The 18166-nt window shown below is 61.5% G+C and carries 13 protein-coding genes and 1 tRNA gene; 8 read left to right on the forward strand and 6 right to left on the reverse strand.

Annotation, left to right across the window (positions count from 1 at the left end):
- Positions 1-327: 327 nt before the first annotated feature.
- Positions 328-1305 (reverse strand): CoA ester lyase, encoded by a 978-nt coding sequence (locus GOX53_RS22380; protein ID WP_171180350.1) that lies wholly within the window; start codon positions 1303-1305, stop codon positions 328-330.
- A 122-nt stretch (positions 1306-1427) separates the two neighbouring features.
- Positions 1428-2039, reverse strand: coding sequence for a response regulator transcription factor (locus GOX53_RS22385; RefSeq protein ID WP_171180352.1), 612 nt, complete (start codon positions 2037-2039; stop codon positions 1428-1430).
- Between the two features lie 246 nt (positions 2040-2285).
- Here GOX53_RS22385 and GOX53_RS22390 point away from each other — a divergent pair, with 246 nt between their 5' ends.
- Genes GOX53_RS22390 through GOX53_RS22410 form a run of 5 tightly spaced genes read left to right on the forward strand, consistent with a single transcriptional unit; the run spans position 2286 to position 9236 of the window.
- Positions 2286-3530 (forward strand): aminotransferase class V-fold PLP-dependent enzyme, encoded by a 1245-nt coding sequence (locus GOX53_RS22390; protein ID WP_171180354.1) that lies wholly within the window; start codon positions 2286-2288, stop codon positions 3528-3530.
- 9 nt (positions 3531-3539) lie between these two features.
- Positions 3540-4739: a malate--CoA ligase subunit beta gene (locus GOX53_RS22395; protein ID WP_171180356.1), complete on the forward strand. Its 1200-nt coding sequence runs from the start codon at positions 3540-3542 to the stop codon at positions 4737-4739.
- Entirely contained in the window at positions 4736-5626 is an 891-nt protein-coding gene (gene sucD, locus GOX53_RS22400) for a succinate--CoA ligase subunit alpha (protein WP_171180358.1), read from the forward strand. Before GOX53_RS22395 ends, sucD begins: the two co-directional genes overlap by 4 nt.
- Positions 5626-6597 (forward strand): D-glycerate dehydrogenase, encoded by a 972-nt coding sequence (locus GOX53_RS22405; protein ID WP_171180379.1) that lies wholly within the window; start codon positions 5626-5628, stop codon positions 6595-6597. The genes sucD and GOX53_RS22405 overlap by 1 nt, the downstream gene beginning before the upstream one ends.
- On the forward strand, positions 6597-9236 hold the full coding sequence (locus tag GOX53_RS22410; protein ID WP_171180360.1) for a phosphoenolpyruvate carboxylase: 2640 nt from the start codon (positions 6597-6599) through the stop codon (positions 9234-9236). Before GOX53_RS22405 ends, GOX53_RS22410 begins: the two co-directional genes overlap by 1 nt.
- A gap of 32 nt (positions 9237-9268) precedes the next feature.
- Here the strand turns inward: GOX53_RS22410 and GOX53_RS22415 are convergent, their stop codons facing one another.
- Positions 9269-10357: a hypothetical protein gene (locus GOX53_RS22415; protein ID WP_171180362.1), complete on the reverse strand. Its 1089-nt coding sequence runs from the start codon at positions 10355-10357 to the stop codon at positions 9269-9271.
- A 123-nt stretch (positions 10358-10480) separates the two neighbouring features.
- On the opposite strand from GOX53_RS22415, the gene GOX53_RS22420 reads away from it, so the two are divergent.
- Positions 10481-11527, forward strand: coding sequence for a tyrosine-type recombinase/integrase (locus GOX53_RS22420; RefSeq protein ID WP_171180363.1), 1047 nt, complete (start codon positions 10481-10483; stop codon positions 11525-11527).
- A 63-nt stretch (positions 11528-11590) separates the two neighbouring features.
- On the opposite strand, the gene GOX53_RS22425 is transcribed toward GOX53_RS22420, so the two are convergent.
- Both GOX53_RS22425 and GOX53_RS22430 read right to left on the reverse strand, forming a co-directional pair.
- Positions 11591-12658: a ParB/RepB/Spo0J family partition protein gene (locus GOX53_RS22425; protein ID WP_171180365.1), complete on the reverse strand. Its 1068-nt coding sequence runs from the start codon at positions 12656-12658 to the stop codon at positions 11591-11593.
- Complete coding sequence (locus GOX53_RS22430) at positions 12651-14036, reverse strand: AAA family ATPase (protein WP_171180367.1); 1386 nt, start codon at positions 14034-14036, stop codon at positions 12651-12653. Before GOX53_RS22430 ends, GOX53_RS22425 begins: the two co-directional genes overlap by 8 nt.
- 584 nt (positions 14037-14620) lie before the next feature.
- On the opposite strand from GOX53_RS22430, the gene GOX53_RS22435 reads away from it, so the two are divergent.
- Complete coding sequence (locus tag GOX53_RS22435) at positions 14621-15883, forward strand: replication initiation protein (protein ID WP_171180369.1); 1263 nt, start codon at positions 14621-14623, stop codon at positions 15881-15883.
- 232 nt (positions 15884-16115) lie between these two features.
- Positions 16116-16192, forward strand: a tRNA-Met gene (locus GOX53_RS22440).
- Here GOX53_RS22440 and GOX53_RS30345 read toward each other — a convergent pair.
- Positions 16149-17858 carry a recombinase family protein gene (locus tag GOX53_RS30345; RefSeq protein WP_371810396.1) on the reverse strand — a complete coding sequence of 570 codons (1710 nt, stop codon included), beginning with the start codon at positions 17856-17858 and terminating at the stop codon, positions 16149-16151. The genes GOX53_RS22440 and GOX53_RS30345 overlap by 44 nt on opposite strands.
- Positions 17859-18166 lie beyond the last annotated feature (308 nt).

Here is an 18166-nt window from a genome sequence, read left to right on the forward strand (position 1 = left end):
GATGATCGAAAACCGGTCGACCTAAACCAATATCCCGCGCAAACCGACCAGGTCGCGGCGGGTGACAAACAGGCCGACTGTAAACAAGGCTCCGTAGCGCCTAACAGACAATCTCACGTTGCGATGAAAAACAATAACTAAGGATAGTTTACGTTTGGGAAACCGGCGGAATTGGGCATTTGGGCGAAAAGGTTTATAGAATTCAAATATATAGAACATTGCAGGTCATGAGTGAGTGGAGCTAATGCATGAGGCCGTTCTGCTCGCTGAAGCGTCTGTTGCCGAGGGCCCGGCAACAGACTTTTTTCACTCCGTTGAGCGGCGAGTTTACATCCCGCTGATCTGTCTGGCCTTCTCCACCAAGACCTCCGCCTGTCGGATCGAGGCATAGTCGATCAGCCGGCCATCCAGAGAAACCGCACCTTTCCCGGCAGCTTCGGCCTCAGCCATTGCGGCCAGAATGCGTTGCGCCTTGGTGACTTCCGCATCAGACGGGCTCATGACCTCATTCGCCAATACGACCTGGCTCGGGTGGATCGCCCACTTGCCCTCGCACCCCAGAACCGCGGCCCGCTTGGCCGCCGCGCGGTACCCGTCGGCGTCCTGAAAATCGCCAAACGGACCGTCGATGGGGCGCAGGCCGTTTGCACGCGCCGCCACCACCATGCGAGCCAGCGCATAGTGCCACATGTCGCCCCAATGCACCCCGCGCGACCCATCTTCTTCGGGGTCGGTCAGAACCGAATAATCGGGGTTCACGCCACCGATGATCGTGGTCCGGGCACGGGTCGATGCGGCATAATCCGCAACCCCGAAATGAAGGCTTTCATTCCGGCGCGAGGCACCGGCGATTTCGGTCACATTCTGCATGCCCAATGCGGTCTCGATAATGTGCTCGAAACCGATGCGTTTTTTCAGGCCCTTGGCGTCCTCGATCTGGGTCACCATCATGTCCACCGCATAGACATCAGCGGCCGTACCGACCTTGGGAATCATGATCAGATCCAGCCGCTCTCCGGCCTGTTCCACGACATCGACCACATCGCGATACATGTAGTGCGTGTCCAGGCCGTTGATTCTGACCGACATGGTTTTCGTGTTCCAGTCGATCTCATTCAGCGCCTTGATGATGTTCTTCCGGGCCTGTTCTTTCTCGTCCGGCGCAACCGCATCCTCAAGGTCGAGGAAGATAACATCGACGTCGGATTGTGCCGCTTTTTCAAACATTTGCGGCTGCGAACCGGGAACTGCCAGTTCGCTTCGATTCAGCCGCGCGGGCGCTTGTTCAATGGGGTGAAAACTCATGTCCAGCCGTTCCTTTGTGGTCAGTCCAATTGGCGTGACGACGAAAAAAGGAGCGGGAATCGGTCCGTGTCAAGAAATTTTATTGCGTACAGTCGCATGCAGAAGAAAGATGATTGCCGCCCTCAGTCACGGTCTCCGAGGCCCCGGGATTCACGCGCCGCGTAGTAGAACGCGATGGCTTGTGCGCGGTTTCTGACACCCAGTTTTTCGTAGAGGTTCGAGAGGTGGAATTTGACCGTGTTGGTCGAGATTCCCAACTCTTTCGACAGCTCGCGATTCGTGCGCCCTTTCGACAGCGCTTCCAGCAGCATGCGCTCGCGCCGCGACAGGCTGTGGATCGGGTCTTTTTGTAGCTCGCGAATGTCGATGAACGGGAACACCATCTTGCCCGCGGCGACATCGGCGCAGGTGGCAAGCAGCGCCTCGGTGTCTCCGGACCGATCGGCAAAGCCGGCGGCCCCCGCCGTCATCGCCAGCCTGGGCAAATCGCCCGATCCGTCGCCGTAAACCACCAGCTTGGGCGCGGCATCTTGTTCGCGCAGCACCTCGATCAGCTTCGCCGCGCCCAGAACCGGCAGATCCCAGTCGACGACCCCCACCTGCACCGGCACCCGCATCACCGTACCCAGAAACCCCTCGGCCGTCGAAGACGTGGCGATCAGCGAGAATCGCGGATCGCGGTCGAAAATCTCGGACATCGCCGAAAGGATCAGCGCGTTGGAATTCGCAAGCATGATGTCAATCGGCTTTGCACGCGCAGCAAGTTGTTGCAATTTCAGCCCTTTCCGGAAAAACCCACCCATTCAGGTAGGGCAAAAAACGGTATACAGCGGCATTCTTACACCTTTGGGTAGGTTCTTCCCCACCCAAAAGGCTTTCCAAAAGCAGGAGTAACGAATGTTGTGATTCCGCTCAAGGCCCGCTTTCCTCGACGGCAACCGGGGATTTCCCCGACACCGTAGCACGAGAGGACGTCCAGGATGAGCCAGACGATTTTCCCAAAGCTGACCATTCCGGAAACGCTGGCCGCAGGCCCCGGCCCCGGAAACACCGATGCCCGCGTGCTTCAGGCCTTTGCCGCAGCGGGTGTGGCCGATCACATGCAGGGCGACGTTCTGCGCGGGATGATCGAATGCAAACACATGCTGCGCCAGATCTGGGGCACCCGGAACGTGCACACCTTCGCCGTTGCCGGCACCGGCTGGAGCGCGCTGGACACGATGTTCTCGGCCGTCATGCCCGGCGACCGGGTCGTGGCGTTTTCGAACGGCACCTTTTCCGGCATCGACGCGCTGACCCTGCGGATCAAGGCCGCGACCCCGGCCGAGCACGCTGCAGACAGCCTGAACCCTCAGGCCGCCAGCGTCACCGTCATCGAGGTGCCGCACGGCCAGTCGGTCACCGGCGATGTAATCGAGGCCGCATTGGCCGAACACGAACCCAAATGGGCCTTCATGGCGCATTGGGAAACGGGCTCGGGGCGGATCAACGATCTGCGTGGTTTCTCGGATGCCTGCGCCCGTCACGGTGTCATGGGACTGATCGACGCCGTGTCGTCGCTCGGGGTCGAGGATTTCTCGATCGACGACTACCCCGGTGTCGCCGGTTGGGCCTCGTGCCCGCAAAAGGGCCTCTGCTGCCTGCCGCTGACCTATGCGCCCGTCAGCTTTACCGACGCATACATCGCCTCGCTGAAAGCCACCGGAGCCTACTCTTACGTCCATAACCCGATCTTCGAAGCGCGCCATTGGGGCATCGTCGACGGCCAGGACGTGGACAAGGGCACCTACCATCGCACGCACTCGGGCTATGCGGTTGCGGCCTTTCATGAATCGCTGCGCCTGACCTTGCAGGAGACGCTCGCCAAACGCGCCGGCGCCTATCGCACGCATGAGGCGGCTCTGCGCGACGCGGTCACCGCCATGGGCTGCGAAGTGACGTCGAACATGACCAGCCTTGTCGTGCTCAACCTGCCCGGCGATCTGGCCGGGCGCGAGATGGAGCTGGTGCAGAACTGCCGGGCCGAAGGGTTCGGTATCTGGCCGACCCTGTCCGCCCCGGTCCAGGTCCGCATCGGCATCCTGAACCAGCTTCAGCCCGGCGCCATCCGCGAGATCGTCCGCCGCTTTGCCGACGCCATGCGCGCCATGGGGGCCGATGTCGATCACGCCGCCGTCGAGGCCGTTCTCGACAAACACTACATCCAGACAATTGCCGCTCAGTAGGAGGGTCGCATGGATATCCACGAATATCAGGCCAAGGAAATTCTCTCGAATTTCGGTGTTGCCGTGCCATCGGGCGCGCTGGCCTACAGCCCTGAACAGGCGGCCTATCGCGCGCGGGAACTGGGTGGCGAGAAATGGATCGTCAAGGCCCAGGTCCATGCCGGCGGCCGCGGCAAGGCGGGCGGCGTCAAGCTGTGCGGCACCGAGGGCGAAATCTATGAGGCCTGCGACGGCATGTTCGGGCGCAAACTGGTCACCCATCAGACCGGGCCCGAGGGCAAAGGCATCTACCGTGTGTATGTCGAATCCGCCGTTGCCATCGACCGCGAGATTTATCTCGGGCTGGTACTGGATCGCTCCAGTCAGCGGGTGATGATCGTCGCCTCGTCCGAAGGCGGCATGGAGATCGAGGATATCTCGGCCGAGCGGCCCGAGAGCATCGTGCGCTCGACCGTTGAACCGGCCGTTGGCTTGCAGGAATTTCAGGCGCGTGAGATCGCGTTTGCCCTCGGTCTGGACCCCGCGCTGACCCAGCAGATGGTGCGCACGCTTCAGGGCTGCTACCGCGCCTTCCGCGAATGCGACGCGACCATGGTCGAGATCAACCCGCTGGTCGTCACCGGCGACAACCGGGTGCTGGCGCTGGATGCCAAGATGAGCTTTGACGACAACGCCCTGTTCCGGCACCCGCAGATCAGCGAGCTGCGCGACAAGTCACAAGAGGACCCGCGCGAGAGCCGCGCCGCCGATCGCGGGCTGTCCTATGTCGGGCTCGAAGGCAGTATCGGCTGCATCGTGAACGGCGCCGGTCTGGCCATGGCAACGATGGACACGATCAAACTGGCCGGGGGAGAGCCGGCAAACTTCCTCGACATCGGCGGCGGCGCCTCGCCCGAACGTGTGGCCAAGGCGTTCCGGCTGGTGCTGTCGGATACGAATGTGCAGGCGGTTCTGGTCAACATCTTCGCAGGTATCAATCGCTGCGACTGGGTCGCCGAAGGTGTGGTTCAGGCCCTGAAAGAGTTGCAGATCGACATGCCCGTCGTCGTGCGCCTTGCGGGCACGAATGTGGAGGAAGGTCAAAAGATCCTCGCCCAGTCCGGCCTGCCGATCATCCGGGCCACAACGCTTATCGAAGCCGCCGAACGCGCCGTCGGCGCGTGGCGCAACGACCTGTCCCAGAACACCAAAGTGAGAGCTGTGAAATGAGCATCCTTCTCGACCGCGACACCCGCGTCATCGTTCAGGGCATCACCGGACGCATGGCCCGTTTCCACACCAAGGACATGCTGGCCTATGGTACCAATGTCGTCGGCGGCGTGGTTCCGGGCAAAGGCGGCGAGACCGTCGAGGGTTTGCCGGTGTTCGATACCGTCAAGCAGGCGGTCGCGGCCACCGGTGCGGACGCGAGCTTGGTCTTCGTGCCGCCGCCCTTTGCGGCGGATTCGATCATGGAAGCCGCCGACAGCGGCATCCGCTACTGCGTCTGCATCACCGACGGCATTCCCGCGCAGGACATGATCCGCGTCAAGCGCTACATGTACCGCTATCCCCGGGACAAACGGATGGTGCTGACCGGACCGAACTGTGCCGGAACCATCAGTCCAGGCAAGGCGCTGCTGGGCATCATGCCGGGGCATATCTACCTGCCCGGAAATGTCGGTATTATCGGGCGGTCCGGCACGCTCGGCTATGAGGCCGCTGCGCAGTTGAAAGAGCTGGGGCTGGGCGTCTCGACCTCTGTGGGGATCGGTGGTGATCCGATCAACGGGTCCTCGTTCAGGGACATCCTCGAACAATTCGAACAGGACGATGAAACCCACATCATCGCCATGATCGGCGAGATCGGCGGCCCGCAAGAGGCGGAAGCCGCGGACTATATCCGCGATCATGTCTCGAAACCCGTCGTCGCCTATGTCGCGGGTCTGACGGCACCCAAGGGCCGCACTATGGGCCACGCAGGCGCCATCATCTCGGCCTTTGGCGAAAGCGCCTCGGAAAAGGTCGAGATCCTGTCGGCCGCCGGGGTGACCGTGGCCGAGAACCCAGCCGTTATCGGCGAAACGATCGCCGGTGTCATGAAGAGGGCCGCATGATGGTTAAACCGTCGGTTCTAGTCACCCGCCGCTGGCCTGCAGCCGTCGAGGCACGGCTGGCCGAAAACTACAACACCGTGCTCAACCGGGGGGACAAACCTATGTCCCCCGCCGAGATCCGTGACGCGTTGCGGTCGTATGATGCGGTCCTGCCCACCGTGACCGACACCCTCAATTCCGAGGCGCTAGATGTGCCTGCGGCAAAAACGAAAATTCTGGCCAATTACGGGGTCGGCTACAGCCATATCTGTGAATCCGCCGCGCGGAACCTCGGGATGACCGTCACCAATACGCCGGATGTCCTGTCCGAATGCACCGCCGATCTGGCGATGACCCTGCTGCTGATGGTGGCCCGCCGCACAGGCGAAGGCGAGCGCGAGTTGCGCGCGGGTGGGTGGACCGGCTGGCGGCCTACTCATCTGATCGGCACCAAGGTCAGCGGCAAGACGCTCGGGATCGTCGGCTTTGGCCGGATCGGTCAGGAGATGGCGCGCCGGGCCCATCATGGGTTCGGCATGAAAATCATCGTGCAAAACCGCAGCCGTGTTGTCCCCGAGGTTCTGGCAAAGTGTAACGCCATTCAGGTCGACAGCATCGAAGAGCTGTTGCCGCAATGCGATTTCGTTTCGCTTCACTGCCCGGGCGGTGCCGCGAACCGGCATCTGATCAATGCACTCCGTCTGGACCTGATGAAACCGGACGCGTTCCTGATCAACACCGCGCGCGGCGAGGTCATCGACGAGTTTGCCCTGACCCAGGCCCTGATGTTCGACATCATCGGCGGGGCGGCGCTCGATGTGTTTGATGGTGAGCCACGCATCAGTCAGACCCTGATGCAATGCGACAACCTGGTTATGCTGCCGCATCTGGGAAGCGCGACACGTGAAGCCCGCGAAGCGATGGGCTTCCGCGTGCTGGAAAACCTCGACGATTTCTTTGACGGAAAACCCCCAAGAGACAAGGTGATCTGATGCTACCGGCGGACAGTGCCACTCTGCATTCCGAGGACCTGCAAAGCGACGGATATGCCGACGACCTCCGCCTCGACCTGCACTGTCTGTGGCTGACCATTCTCGATAAACGCGCACCCCATGTCGCCGAATGGGTGCGTGACGGTAAATCGTCTCCGGTCCCGCAAAATCAGGAGGCTGTCCCCTATCTTCAGGCGCTGACGATCTGGTTTCAGCTGTGCCGCATCATCGACGAGAACGATGCCATTCGCACCCGTCGCCAGCAGGAATCCAACGACGGCCCGGACGCGGTACCGGGCAGCTTTGCGCAGGTGATCAGAGAGGCGGACCTGGACAAGACCGAGTTTCAGGACCGCGCCTCGAAGCTCTCGGTCGGGCCAACCCTGACGGCGCATCCGACCGAAGCCAAGCGCGTGACGGTTCTGGAGATTCACCGGCGCATTTACCGGCACCTCGTCGCGTTGGAGAACCAGCGCTGGACGCCGTTTGAGCGAAGCCAGATCCTCGACGACATATCCTGCGAGATCGATCTATTGTGGCTGACCGGAGAGCTACGTATCGAGCGCCCCGGTGTTGCCGCCGAAATCGAGTGGGGCCTGCAATTCTTCAGAACCAGCCTGTTCGATGCCATCCCGCAGGTCTGCAAAAGCTATGAGCGCGCCCTGTCGCAGGCCTTTGACACGGATGAGACCGCGACGCCGTGCCTGAAGTTTCACAGCTGGATCGGCGGCGACCGGGACGGCAATCCGAATGTGACCGCCGATGTCACCGAGTTGGCCCTGCGGCGCGGGCGCGAGGTCTGCACAGCCTACTACATCGCCCGCCTGGAACGCGCGGCCTCAAAGCTCAGCGTCAGCGAGCTGATCCAGCCCATCTCACCGGTGCATGCCGAACGGCTGGACAGGATCATCGGTCAAGCGGGGCAAAACGCACGCAACCGGAATGAACCCTTCCGGCAGGCGATCAACGCCATCATCGATGCACTGACCCAAGGAACCTACGCCCACATCAAACAGTTCCTTTCGGATCTTCAGACCCTTGACGACGCCCTCTGCGCAATTGGCGCACGGGCACTGACCGAAAGGACCATTCGCCCGGTTCTTCAAACCGCGCAGGTCTGCGGGTTCCGGACCGTGACACTGGACGTCCGCCAAAACAGCTCGGTCACCACCCGCGCGCTGGCCGATATCTGGCGCACAACCAGCAAGTCCTCCCCTGCCCCCGACAGCAGCGCCTGGTCGGCCAGAGTGCGATCCGAGCTGTCGTCGAGCGGCCTCCCGGCGGTCGATCCCGCCAAATGCACCCCGGAAACCGCCGAGGTTCTGAACGTGCTGCGCCTGATGCACAAGGCGCTCAACGGCCCGGACCCACACGCGGTTGGCCCTTTCATCCTGTCCATGACCCGATCCGCGGACGATGTTCTGGGCGTCTACCTTCTGGCCCGCTATGCGGGTTTCGGGGCCGAGACGCTGGACCTGCGCGTGGTGCCCCTGTTCGAAACCATCGAAGACCTGCGCAATGCGCCGAAAATTCTGAACCACGTCCTGAACATCTCACTCGCCCGCCGGTCCATGGCATCCCGCACGCGCGTGGTCGAGATCATGCTGGGCTATTCCGACAGCAACAAGGACGGCGGCTTTGTCTGTTCGTCATGGGAGCTTGATCAGGCCCAACGGCGCATCCAGCGGATTCTGGCAAAACGCGACCTGACGCCCGCGTTCTTTCACGGGCGCGGCGGTTCCGTCAGCCGTGGCGGCGCACCGACCGAACGCGCAATCGCGGCGCAACCGGATGGCACGGTGTCCGGGCAGATGCGGGTCACCGAACAGGGCGAAGTGGTGTCCGCCCGCTATGCCAACCGGGGAACTGCCGCCGCGCGGCTCGAGCTGCTGGCCAGCAGCACCCTCAAGCACATGACAAACGACAGGACGGAACCGGTGCAGCCCAGCGAATTCCTGGAGGCGCTGGACGCCATCGCGGGCATTTCCTTTACGGTGTACCGCAACCTGCTCGAAACCGACGGGTTCGTTGACTACTTTCAGCTCTCCAGCCCGGTCGAGGAACTGGCGCAACTGAAAATGGGCTCGCGCCCGACCCGACGTTTCGGAGCCTCCACGCTGGACGACCTGAGGGCCATCCCGTGGGTCTTTGCGTGGTCGCAGAACCGGCACCAGATCACCGGCTGGTTCGCGTTCGGATCCGCCATCCAAAGCTACCGGCGCGTGCTTGGCACCCGCGACAAGATCCTGCGCAACATGTTTGAGAGATCGGCCCTGTTCCGGCTGATCGTCGACGAGGTCGAAAAGTCGCTGTTCCAGGTCGACATGGACCTCGCCGCCCACTACGCGGCCCTGGTTGAGCCCGCAGAAACCAGGGACCGCATATTCGGAACAATCCAGGCCGAGTATGAACGAAGCTGCGACGCCATCCGCTTTCTGACCGGCGACACAATGATCGCGAAGCGCTTTCCGAAGTTCCGGAAACGGTTCGAGCGCACGCGCGCAGACCTGCACCTCATCAACCAGTTTCAGGTCGGGATGCTGAAAAAGGCTCGATCCGGCCGCTCAGAGGACAAGCATTTTGTGCCTTTGCTGCTTTCGATGAACTCTATTTCGGCAGGTCTGGGCTGGACCGGTTGAAGGAGCCAGGCGGCGCTTAGAGTATCACCCGGTCAGGCCGTCGCACTCCAGAACCTGTATCTGTCCTGCCCCGTCAATTCGTTCACAAGGCCGCGCTCGACAAAGAGGTTGAGATTGCGCCGCGCAGCAGCGACCGAGCATCCGGTCTCGGATGTCACCAGTTCGGCGGACAGGATCGGATAGCGCAAGAGCGCCCCGATCAGCGCCGGCGGCGTGCGGCCCGAAAGATCCCTGACCGCTTCCTGTGCCCGGTCCTGCCAGGTCGCCAGCCGGTCAAGCTCCATCAGCGCCCGCTGTGCCCCAGCCTCGACCGTGGAATAGAAGTTGCGCAACCGCGTCCCTGCGCCCCCTGCCCCGGCCTCAACCGCATGACGGTCCAGCCGCCCCTCCCCCATCGGCAGGAAGCCACAGCCTGAACCGCCACCCAAAAGCATCGCCGCCACCGTGGGCTCCAGCAGTTCGTCCCACGGGGTGAGCGCCCGAGTACGCCACGCGGCAAAGCCATAGGCCGCGCGGGTCAGAACGTGACAATTGGTCAACCCCTGCACCACATGCGCCCACTCGTCGCTCAGCGCGTCCAGTTCCGGACCGACCGGACGTTCGTCGCCAGGGATATCATGGGGGTCCGTCACCGACGTGCGCCCAAGAAAGGCGCGCAACCCCTCCAGCGGCCCGCCACCGGGAGTGCACAGCCGTCGCACCGCCCATGCTGCCCGGGCAAGATCGCGCGCCCGATCGTCAGTGAGAATCCGCAGCGCCCGATAGAGCGCGATCTGTTCGGCGCCCAGCCAGACCCCCTCCCCCCGCAGAATCGCCGCCACCGATGTGAGGGCCAGACGTTCCGTGACGGCCGCAGGAAAGGATTGCACGCGCGCACCGAGCCGGGCCACAGCTTCGGCAGCGGGGAGCAGCGCCTGGTACTCTTCCGCCTCTGCCGCTTGCCAGATTTCGGGATTCAGGCTATCCTCACGCGCAGCCGTAGGCCACGGCATCGCCGAAACAGACTCCTCCTCGTCACGCGGTGCCAGAAACCACAAATCCTCCTCAGGGGTGGGATTTGGGTCATAGAGCGAAGATAGACCGAGGCTATTTTCGTCTTCTTTTTCCGGAGTGTTCGCCATCTTACGCGCAGAATAAGGCTTTTTTGCGCGCCACTAAAGGGTTTTGATTTTCAGCAATTGTACATGATAAATTTTTTATCATGTTTATTGTGAACACTAGCTCAAGTCGTCATGTCTGATGGAATGAAAATCTCGTCTGAACCTCAAATTGCGTTTTCTCGCCTGTCTGCCGAAGGCCTGCGTGCGATCAACAAACTGCTTGCGGGTGTCTCATCTGACCACACCCGGCGCGCCTATACCCGGGACCTGATGTATCTCACAGCCTGGAAGCGTCTCAGGTTTGACGCCGATCTTGCCTGGCCGGAATCCCAAGACGTGGTTCTTGCCTTCGTGCAGGACCATACCATCGATTTGGTTGGCCGACCGAAAACCGACCGTGCGGTGGCGACTGCCACCACCTTGATCGAACACGGCCTGCGCCGCAGCCTCGCCCGCCCGGCGCCAACAACGTTGAACCGGTGTCTGGCTGCATGGCGGACGTTTCACCGCCTGCGCAATCTCGAAGATCCGTTCGGCACACCCTCGGTTCGGCAGGCCCGAGCCGAGGCGCGGCGCCTGGTCACCCGTCATGCGAACTCGAAATCAGCACACCCGATTACTCGCGATGTGCTTGAGATACTCCTGTCCACCTGCACCGATTCACGCCGTGGCTCCCGTGATCGGGCAATCCTGATGCTGGGCTGGGCCTCGGGCGGCCGCCGCCGGTCCGAGATCGTGAGCCTGAGACGCGAGGATGTGGACCTGAAGGATTTTGAGCAAAACGACCTGATCTGGCTTTCTCCTCCAGACACACGAATTGGGGACGCCTCACCGCAGCTAGTTCTGAAAGGGCGCGCAGCCCGCGCGCTGGTTCAATGGATCGAGATCGGAGAAATTGAAGATGGCCCTCTCTTCCGTCCCATCTCCAAGGCAGACCGTGTTTTGCCGCGTCAACTCAGCCCGGATGCGATCTATCAAATCGTGAAACGCCGGCTGAAACTGGCAGGGCTGCCCGGGGATTATGCGACGCCGCACGGGCTGCGTTCCGGCTTTCTGACCCAGGCCGCGCTGGACGGCACCCCTATTCAGGCCGCCATACAACTGTCCCGGCATCAAACGCTGGCCCAAGCGCAACGCTACTACGCCGATGTGGAGATGGCCGACAACCCGGCGACCGACCTGTTGGAATGAGAAAGCCCCCGGGGATTTCTCCCCAAGGGCATTCCATGCGCTCCACGCGACCCGAAAGGTGGATTACCCAATCTGACCAGCCAGATGCTCCATCAGTCGCTCAACGGTTTCGACTTCCAGTTGGCGCCCTTCCAGATGCAGGCGCACGCCATCAGGACTCACCTCCGCCCGCAACTGCCCGCCGTTTGGCAGAGTTCTCGGTGGAATGCGAGTGACCTGCTGCGGTCTGCCGCCACGGCTTGCCTCCTTGGGTTTCGCGGCGAAACCCTGCAAGGCCTGCTCCAGCAACAGCCATTCCGATTTGGCGTCCGCGACGTCCGCCCCATCCAGCGCCTCACGCAGACGGGCTTGCGCCCCATCCCGCACAGCCGCTGCCAAACGCAGCCCGGCTTTCTCGGTCAGCGCCACCGGGAAGTTCAGCAGGTCCCCTAGCGCCTCGTGCACAGCGGCAAAGCTGCGCACCTTGGAACGTTTGGCCTTGGAGGCCGCAGCGAACAGCCCGTCAACAGCCGCTTCGACCGATGGGAAAACCCCCTGCCCGGCGGCCAGAACCGCGATCCGTCCACGCTCGTAATGGCTGAGATTGGACCGCAGCTCATTCTCCTCCACCATCGAGACGTAAGCGCCCTGCCCTTCGCTCGCGTCCCGGACAAAGGCCGGGATACTGGCAAAGCGCGCATCGGTCTCAGCCAGGGTCCGAAAGGCCTGCAACCGCCGGAAGCCCGATATCAGGCCATAGCCGTCTACGGTTTGCGCCACCTCGATCGGGCTGCGCAGGCCGTTTGCGCGGAGCGACTCGAGCAACTCCTCCATCGCCTCCTGATCCTCGACCATCCGGTCACGGCGGATGTAATCGGCATCAATCTCATCCAGCGGGATTTCCTGGACCACCAGCCCGGCTTCGCTGGCCTCGCGCCAGCGCTCGGCGTCGCCCTGATCCTGCGCCAGGGCAACGCGATCCGTGACCGCGGCCATGCCCGAAAGCTGCGCCGCCTCGCCCGCGACCTGCGCAATGGGCGGCACCAGCGGGTTGGTGTCGAAGGGATTGTTGTTGGGTTTCGCGGCGAAACCTGCCTCCAGCTCTTCCAGTTCTGCCGCATCCGGGGCGGCCAGTCTTCTGCGTTTAGCCATTCTGCTCTCCTCCCAATTGGGCATCGCGCCACCAGCTTCCGATCAAAAGCTGTTTGAATTCGGCGTAGGTCCGGTCGAATGTCTCGCGCCCGCGCACGTATGTGTCGCGGTTGAACTCGCGGTAATCGGCCTCGTAGATGCCGTTGACCTGTTCGCCAGCCTGCCCGACCAAGGCCGTGTAGTCCTGACGATAGGCATTCATGAAATCTCCGAAATAGGCCTGGATCACGTTGGCCATGTCGGTTTGCTGGGACGCATCGAAGCGGGTGACGATGGCCCGTACTACATCCCATTCGAACTTAATTTCCGGCAAACCCGCCGCCCGTTGCGCCGCGTTCTCGCCATCCTCGATCGATGCGAAGGTGGTGTAGAGCATGTCGAAGAACCGGCCCGTCGAGTCGAATTCCAGAAACGACGCGCCCAGAGGCACCAGCAGGATATCCGCCGCCGCCAGCGCATTGATGGTCAGGTAACCGAGGGCAGGGGGAGTATCGAGGAAGACCACGTCATACTCGTCCAGAACCCCCTCATCGTGAAGGAAGTTTGTCAGACCGTCCCACAGGGGCCAGCTGCGCAGCCCCATGCGCCAGACCGGGATCTGGAACTCGGCCCAATAGAGGTTCAGCTGCGCGCCGATCAGGTCGATATTGGGCCAATGGGTTTTCTGGATCACGTCCCGCGACGAAACCTTCAGCGATTCCTGTAGCGTTTCGTCCAGCGCGATCTCGGCCTGTCCGCTCGCGGCCCGCACCTGGTTTTCCGCCTGCACCGCCTTGGCGTAATCCTTGGCGATCAGGGGGAACACGGTCTGCCATTCATCCGCCACCTGACCGCCGAGGATCGAGGTCATCGAGCCCTGGCTGTCGAGGTCGATCACCAGCACCTTGTAGCCATCGAGCGCCGCCGACATCGCCAGATGCGCCGCGGTCGAGGTCTTACCCACGCCGCCCTTGAAATTGGCCACCGAGACGACCTTGGCCGGCAGCCCCTTGGGACGGTAAGGTAGGTATTCTTTGGTGCTGACCCCCTCGCTGGCAAAATGCTGGCGCAGGGCAAGCACCTCTTCCAGCGTGAACCATTTCGACCCGCCTTCACCCTCGCCCTGCGGAAGGTCCGGATTGGCCTTCAGCACCCGGCGCAGATGCGCGGGGGCCACCGGGATCAGATATTTGGTGATCTCCCAAATCGAGAATTTCCGCAGCCGCTTTGCGCCGTCCGGCGCGTATCCCCGGCGGGCCAAATCCTCGCGCCCTTTGGCGCAGAAAGCTGCCGCTTTGGCGAATCGGGTTGTGCCGATAGGATCAGGTAACTTCGCCGCCGAAGCCTCGGGATCGAGATTCAGATACGGGGGTAGGGGAGGGGGGGGAGTTTTGTTCACTGTCGATGCCTCAGAGTATGTTCGCCTTTCTGGCGTATATTGCCGAGATTAGCGAACATTCTAAGACGAGGCTAGCATCACCTGCCGATTTTTCCACGATGAAGGATACAGAGCCCGGGTTTCGCGGCGAAACTACTCTAAAATCAAGAAAAGCACCCCAACAAAGGGTTTGGATTCTTTAGAGTATTTAGAATCTTTGGGGGTAGTATTTCTTTTATAAACAATGGTATACGGGCAGTTCGGCACCTGAATGCGGGATCAAAGGGACCCGGATTCGGGATTAAAGGTACCCGATTCCGGGATCGTTGGAACCCGTTCTCAGGAACAAGGGGCCCGATTCGCAGGATGGTCAAAAGCTGTTTGATTAGGCTCTAAAACGACCGATTTCTCGCTGCAATCCGCCGTCCGAGACTCCGTTCCAGCGCCGAAATCCGGGCGATGACGCCCTTCGGGTACCGTTTCGCAAGTTTAGGTACCTGTCTACGGGATCGCTCTCGTCCCGTATATGGGTACCCAAAAGTATTTGCCCTTGAGGTACCTTATATGGCAAAAATACCTGCAAAACGAGCAGGCAAAAAAACAACATGCCGGATTCGCAGATCGATATGGACCAACTGACCGGCGCGCTGCGGCGCGAGACGGTCAAAAAGAATGTGGCCGCGATCCATATCAGCGGAAAGCTGACCCTGCTGCAGCGCAAATTGTCGAATGTGCTGCTGCTCAATGCCTATGACGCGCTGACCTCGGCCCCGACGCACACGATCGACGCCCGCACGCTGGCGATGATGGTGGGCTACAACTCGAACGACTTCGACACCTTGCGCGCCAGCCTGCGGGCTCTGGCCGAAACAGTGGCCGAGTGGGACATGCTGGACGAGGAGGGCCGGCAGGAATGGGGCGTGTCCTCGCTGCTGAGTTTCGCAAAGCTCAAAAACGGGGTCTGCGAATATGCCTATTCCCCGGCGCTGGCGCAGAAACTGCACGATCCCAAGATCTATGCGCTGATCAACGTCCACATTCAGCGCAATTTCAGTTCCGGCCACGGTCTGGCGCTATACGAGAACTGCTACCGCTTCGTGCGCACCGGCTCGACCGGCTGGTGGGCCATCGATGTGTTCCGCAAGCTGATGGGCGTGGACGGGTCGAGCTATTACGAGAGCTTCAAGCATCTCAACGCCAAGATCATCAAGACGGCGGTCACCGAGGTGAACAAGAGCTCGGATATCGTGATCGAGCCCGAGTTCCGCAAAAAGGGCAGGGCGGTCACGGATATCCGGTTCCTGATCCGCGAAAACCCACAGATGGCGATGTTTCAGATCGACGACAGCGACGGCATCCGCAACCTGTCAGTTTACAAGGCGTTGCGAGGCCAGGGGGTCTCGGACCGGCTGGCGCGGCAGTGGATCGCCGAGCATGGCGAGGACTACGTGCAGGAAAAGCTGGACTACGTAAAAGGGCAGGGGGATGTGAAGTCCACCGTGGGGTATCTGTCGGCGGCCCTGCGCGATGACTACCAGCCACAGGAAAAACCCGCCCCGGTCGAACCGGCTCCGGAAAAGGTCGCAGCCGCCCGAGCCCGGGTGGAAGAGAAGGCGCGAGAGGATCAGGCCTTTGAGGCGCGCGCCGCCGAGCACGCCGAGCGTGCGCGCAAATTCGCAGTCGTCGACGAGTTGGTTTCGGCGCGAAACCCAACACAGCGGGACGCGGACAAGCGGCTGTTCATGGCGTCTTTGGAGGATGAGTTGGAGCGTGAAAACTTCCGCGCACACGGCTGGCGATCCGGCCTGAACGCCGCTGCCATCTTCGCGTTCTGGGAAGAGCTGGCGCCGGAGGCGTTCGAGGCATAGACCGGGCATCCATGGTCGGCCACGAGCGCCGTGTTGTGGTGGCGTCCTTTCATCTCGTTACCAGCGGATGTCCCGGACGATGATGGCAATTCCTAACGCTTTTCATAGGTGAAGCGGCAGTTCGGTTTAGGAGTAAAGCGGTCGGTCAGCCTGGTCCAAGGATACATTCCCGGTCACGACCATTTTCCTCTTGACCCTCCTCACTGCCTCCCTTACATCGCCCCTCACCCATGGCGGAGTAGCTCAGTTGGTTAGAGCAGCGGAATCATAATCCGCGTGTCGGGGGTTCAAGTCCCTCCTCCGCTACCATCAAAACCCGACACTTCGGGTTTTCTCCCAGCAGTGCAGCCAGAAACCCTTCGACGACGACATCGAGGCCGTCCGGTTTGGGTGTGACAGTGACGGAACTCACCAACTCCCGAATGATGCGAACGGCCTCCTCATTGCCCGACGAAAGGTGCTCGTTCAGATCGCCGAGCGCATCGAGATACCGCTCAATTGATGCCGGGTGGAGTTCAACAATGACCGGATCCACTTCAAGCGCGGCGACTGCGGCTTCTGCCTCACGGGCCTCGCCTTGCAATCTGTGAATGGCGGCTTCGGCCTCCGGGCCGTCCGTGACGCCGTGGATGTATAAGTTATGGGCCCTATCGAAGGCTGCACGGGCGCGTGACGCGGCACGTTCGAGGCGCGCGCGGTTGCGCCGAGCTTCGTGGGCGAGCCGCATGCGTTCATTGTGATATTCCTTCAAATAGGCACGGACATATACGGGGTCTTCGAGTTCCCTAGCGAGGTGATCAAAGACGGCCGCTTCAATACGGTCTATGCGCATCTCTACGCGATTGTCGCAGGAGCCGCTCTCGGTACGGGTCGAGCACCGTCCCCACACCGACGCGCCTCTGCGCTTGGAGATGGCGATCCCTCCCCAACAACATCCGCAGCGCAACAGTCCGGAAAACGGTCTTGCCGGTCGAGACAACCCCCGCCCTCGTCGCCCACAGGTCTGGCTGAACACGCGTTGTGCCCTTCGAAGCTGCACCTGGTCCCACAGCGATTGCGGTACGATCCTGAGGTGCGGGGCATCGGCTCGCTGCCACTCGGACTCAGGGTTTGGCCGGCTGACCCTCTTGCCGGTATCGGGATCTCGAACCATCTGAACCCGGTTCCAGACGATCTCACCGCGATAAATCTCGTTGCAGAGTATGCCGTAGCCGCGTTGCCGGTTGCCATTGATTGTGGAGGCATTCCAGCGTGTGGCACGTGGTGGTGGCACCGTGTCAGCGTTCAGGGCCGCGGCGATCGTCCGGGGGTGGTCACCCGACGCGTAGGCTTCGAAGATACGTCGAACGATCTTCGCCTCGTGTTCAACGATCTTGAGTTCGCCCGGGTTACCCGGGACGGGGATGTAGCCGTATGCTTTTCCTCCAGCGTGACGCCCGTCGCGGATGACGCCTGATTGGCCGCGGCGGACCTTCTTGCGGTGCCCGTCAAGCCAGAGCTGACCCAAAAGACCATGCACGCCAACCCTGATCGCATCCGCTTTGCCGTCATGGACGGCGAGAATTGCAACTCCGAGGAACTCGAGCCGCTTCCAGATGCCTGCGAGATCCGCCTGATCCCGTGACAGCCGGTCGAGCGCCTCGACAACCAGGATGTCGAATTTGTCCTTGCGTGCATCCGCGACAAGGTCCTGCAGTCCGTCGCGACCGATCAGGGTTGCTGACGTTTTTGCCCGGTCGGTATAGATCTTTGTGACGCTCAGTCCTTCGCGTGTAGCGTAGGCTGTGCAAAGCGCAATCTGATCGTCGATTGACCTGTCGTTCTGCAGGTCTGTCGAGAATCTTGCGTAGATCGCCGCTCTTCCTTTTTGGTGAGACATCCATTGCCTCCCCTGGCATGATCGTATCGCGCGTTGCCCCGCGCAAGAGCCCGGATAAGATCCAGCAGCCGCGGGTCGGCTTTCCGCGCGTGACATGGTCGATCATAGCTCATTCATCGCCTCTTGGGCGAGCGTTTCGTTTCCCGGGGCAGCACTGCTTGACTCGTGTTGCCGTAGGTTCCGCTGTTGACGCCCAAACAACTCCTGTTTCCCAGCGTCGTCCGGCTCAAACAAAAGTAAGCTCCGACGTGGGCATTTGGGCGCCAAAACCGAGCCACTCAGTAGCGCGCAAAATGTCCGTATTTTGCGCGCTAAAGAATGATCCCATCTAAGCCACAAGCCAAAACGTGGTTTTGTTGCGAAGTTTCTTTCTGACCGAAGAGGTCACGCCGGACTATCGGGCT

Source organism: Ruegeria sp. HKCCD8929 (genome assembly GCF_013031405.1).
In the GTDB taxonomy this organism is placed as follows: domain Bacteria; phylum Pseudomonadota; class Alphaproteobacteria; order Rhodobacterales; family Rhodobacteraceae; genus Ruegeria.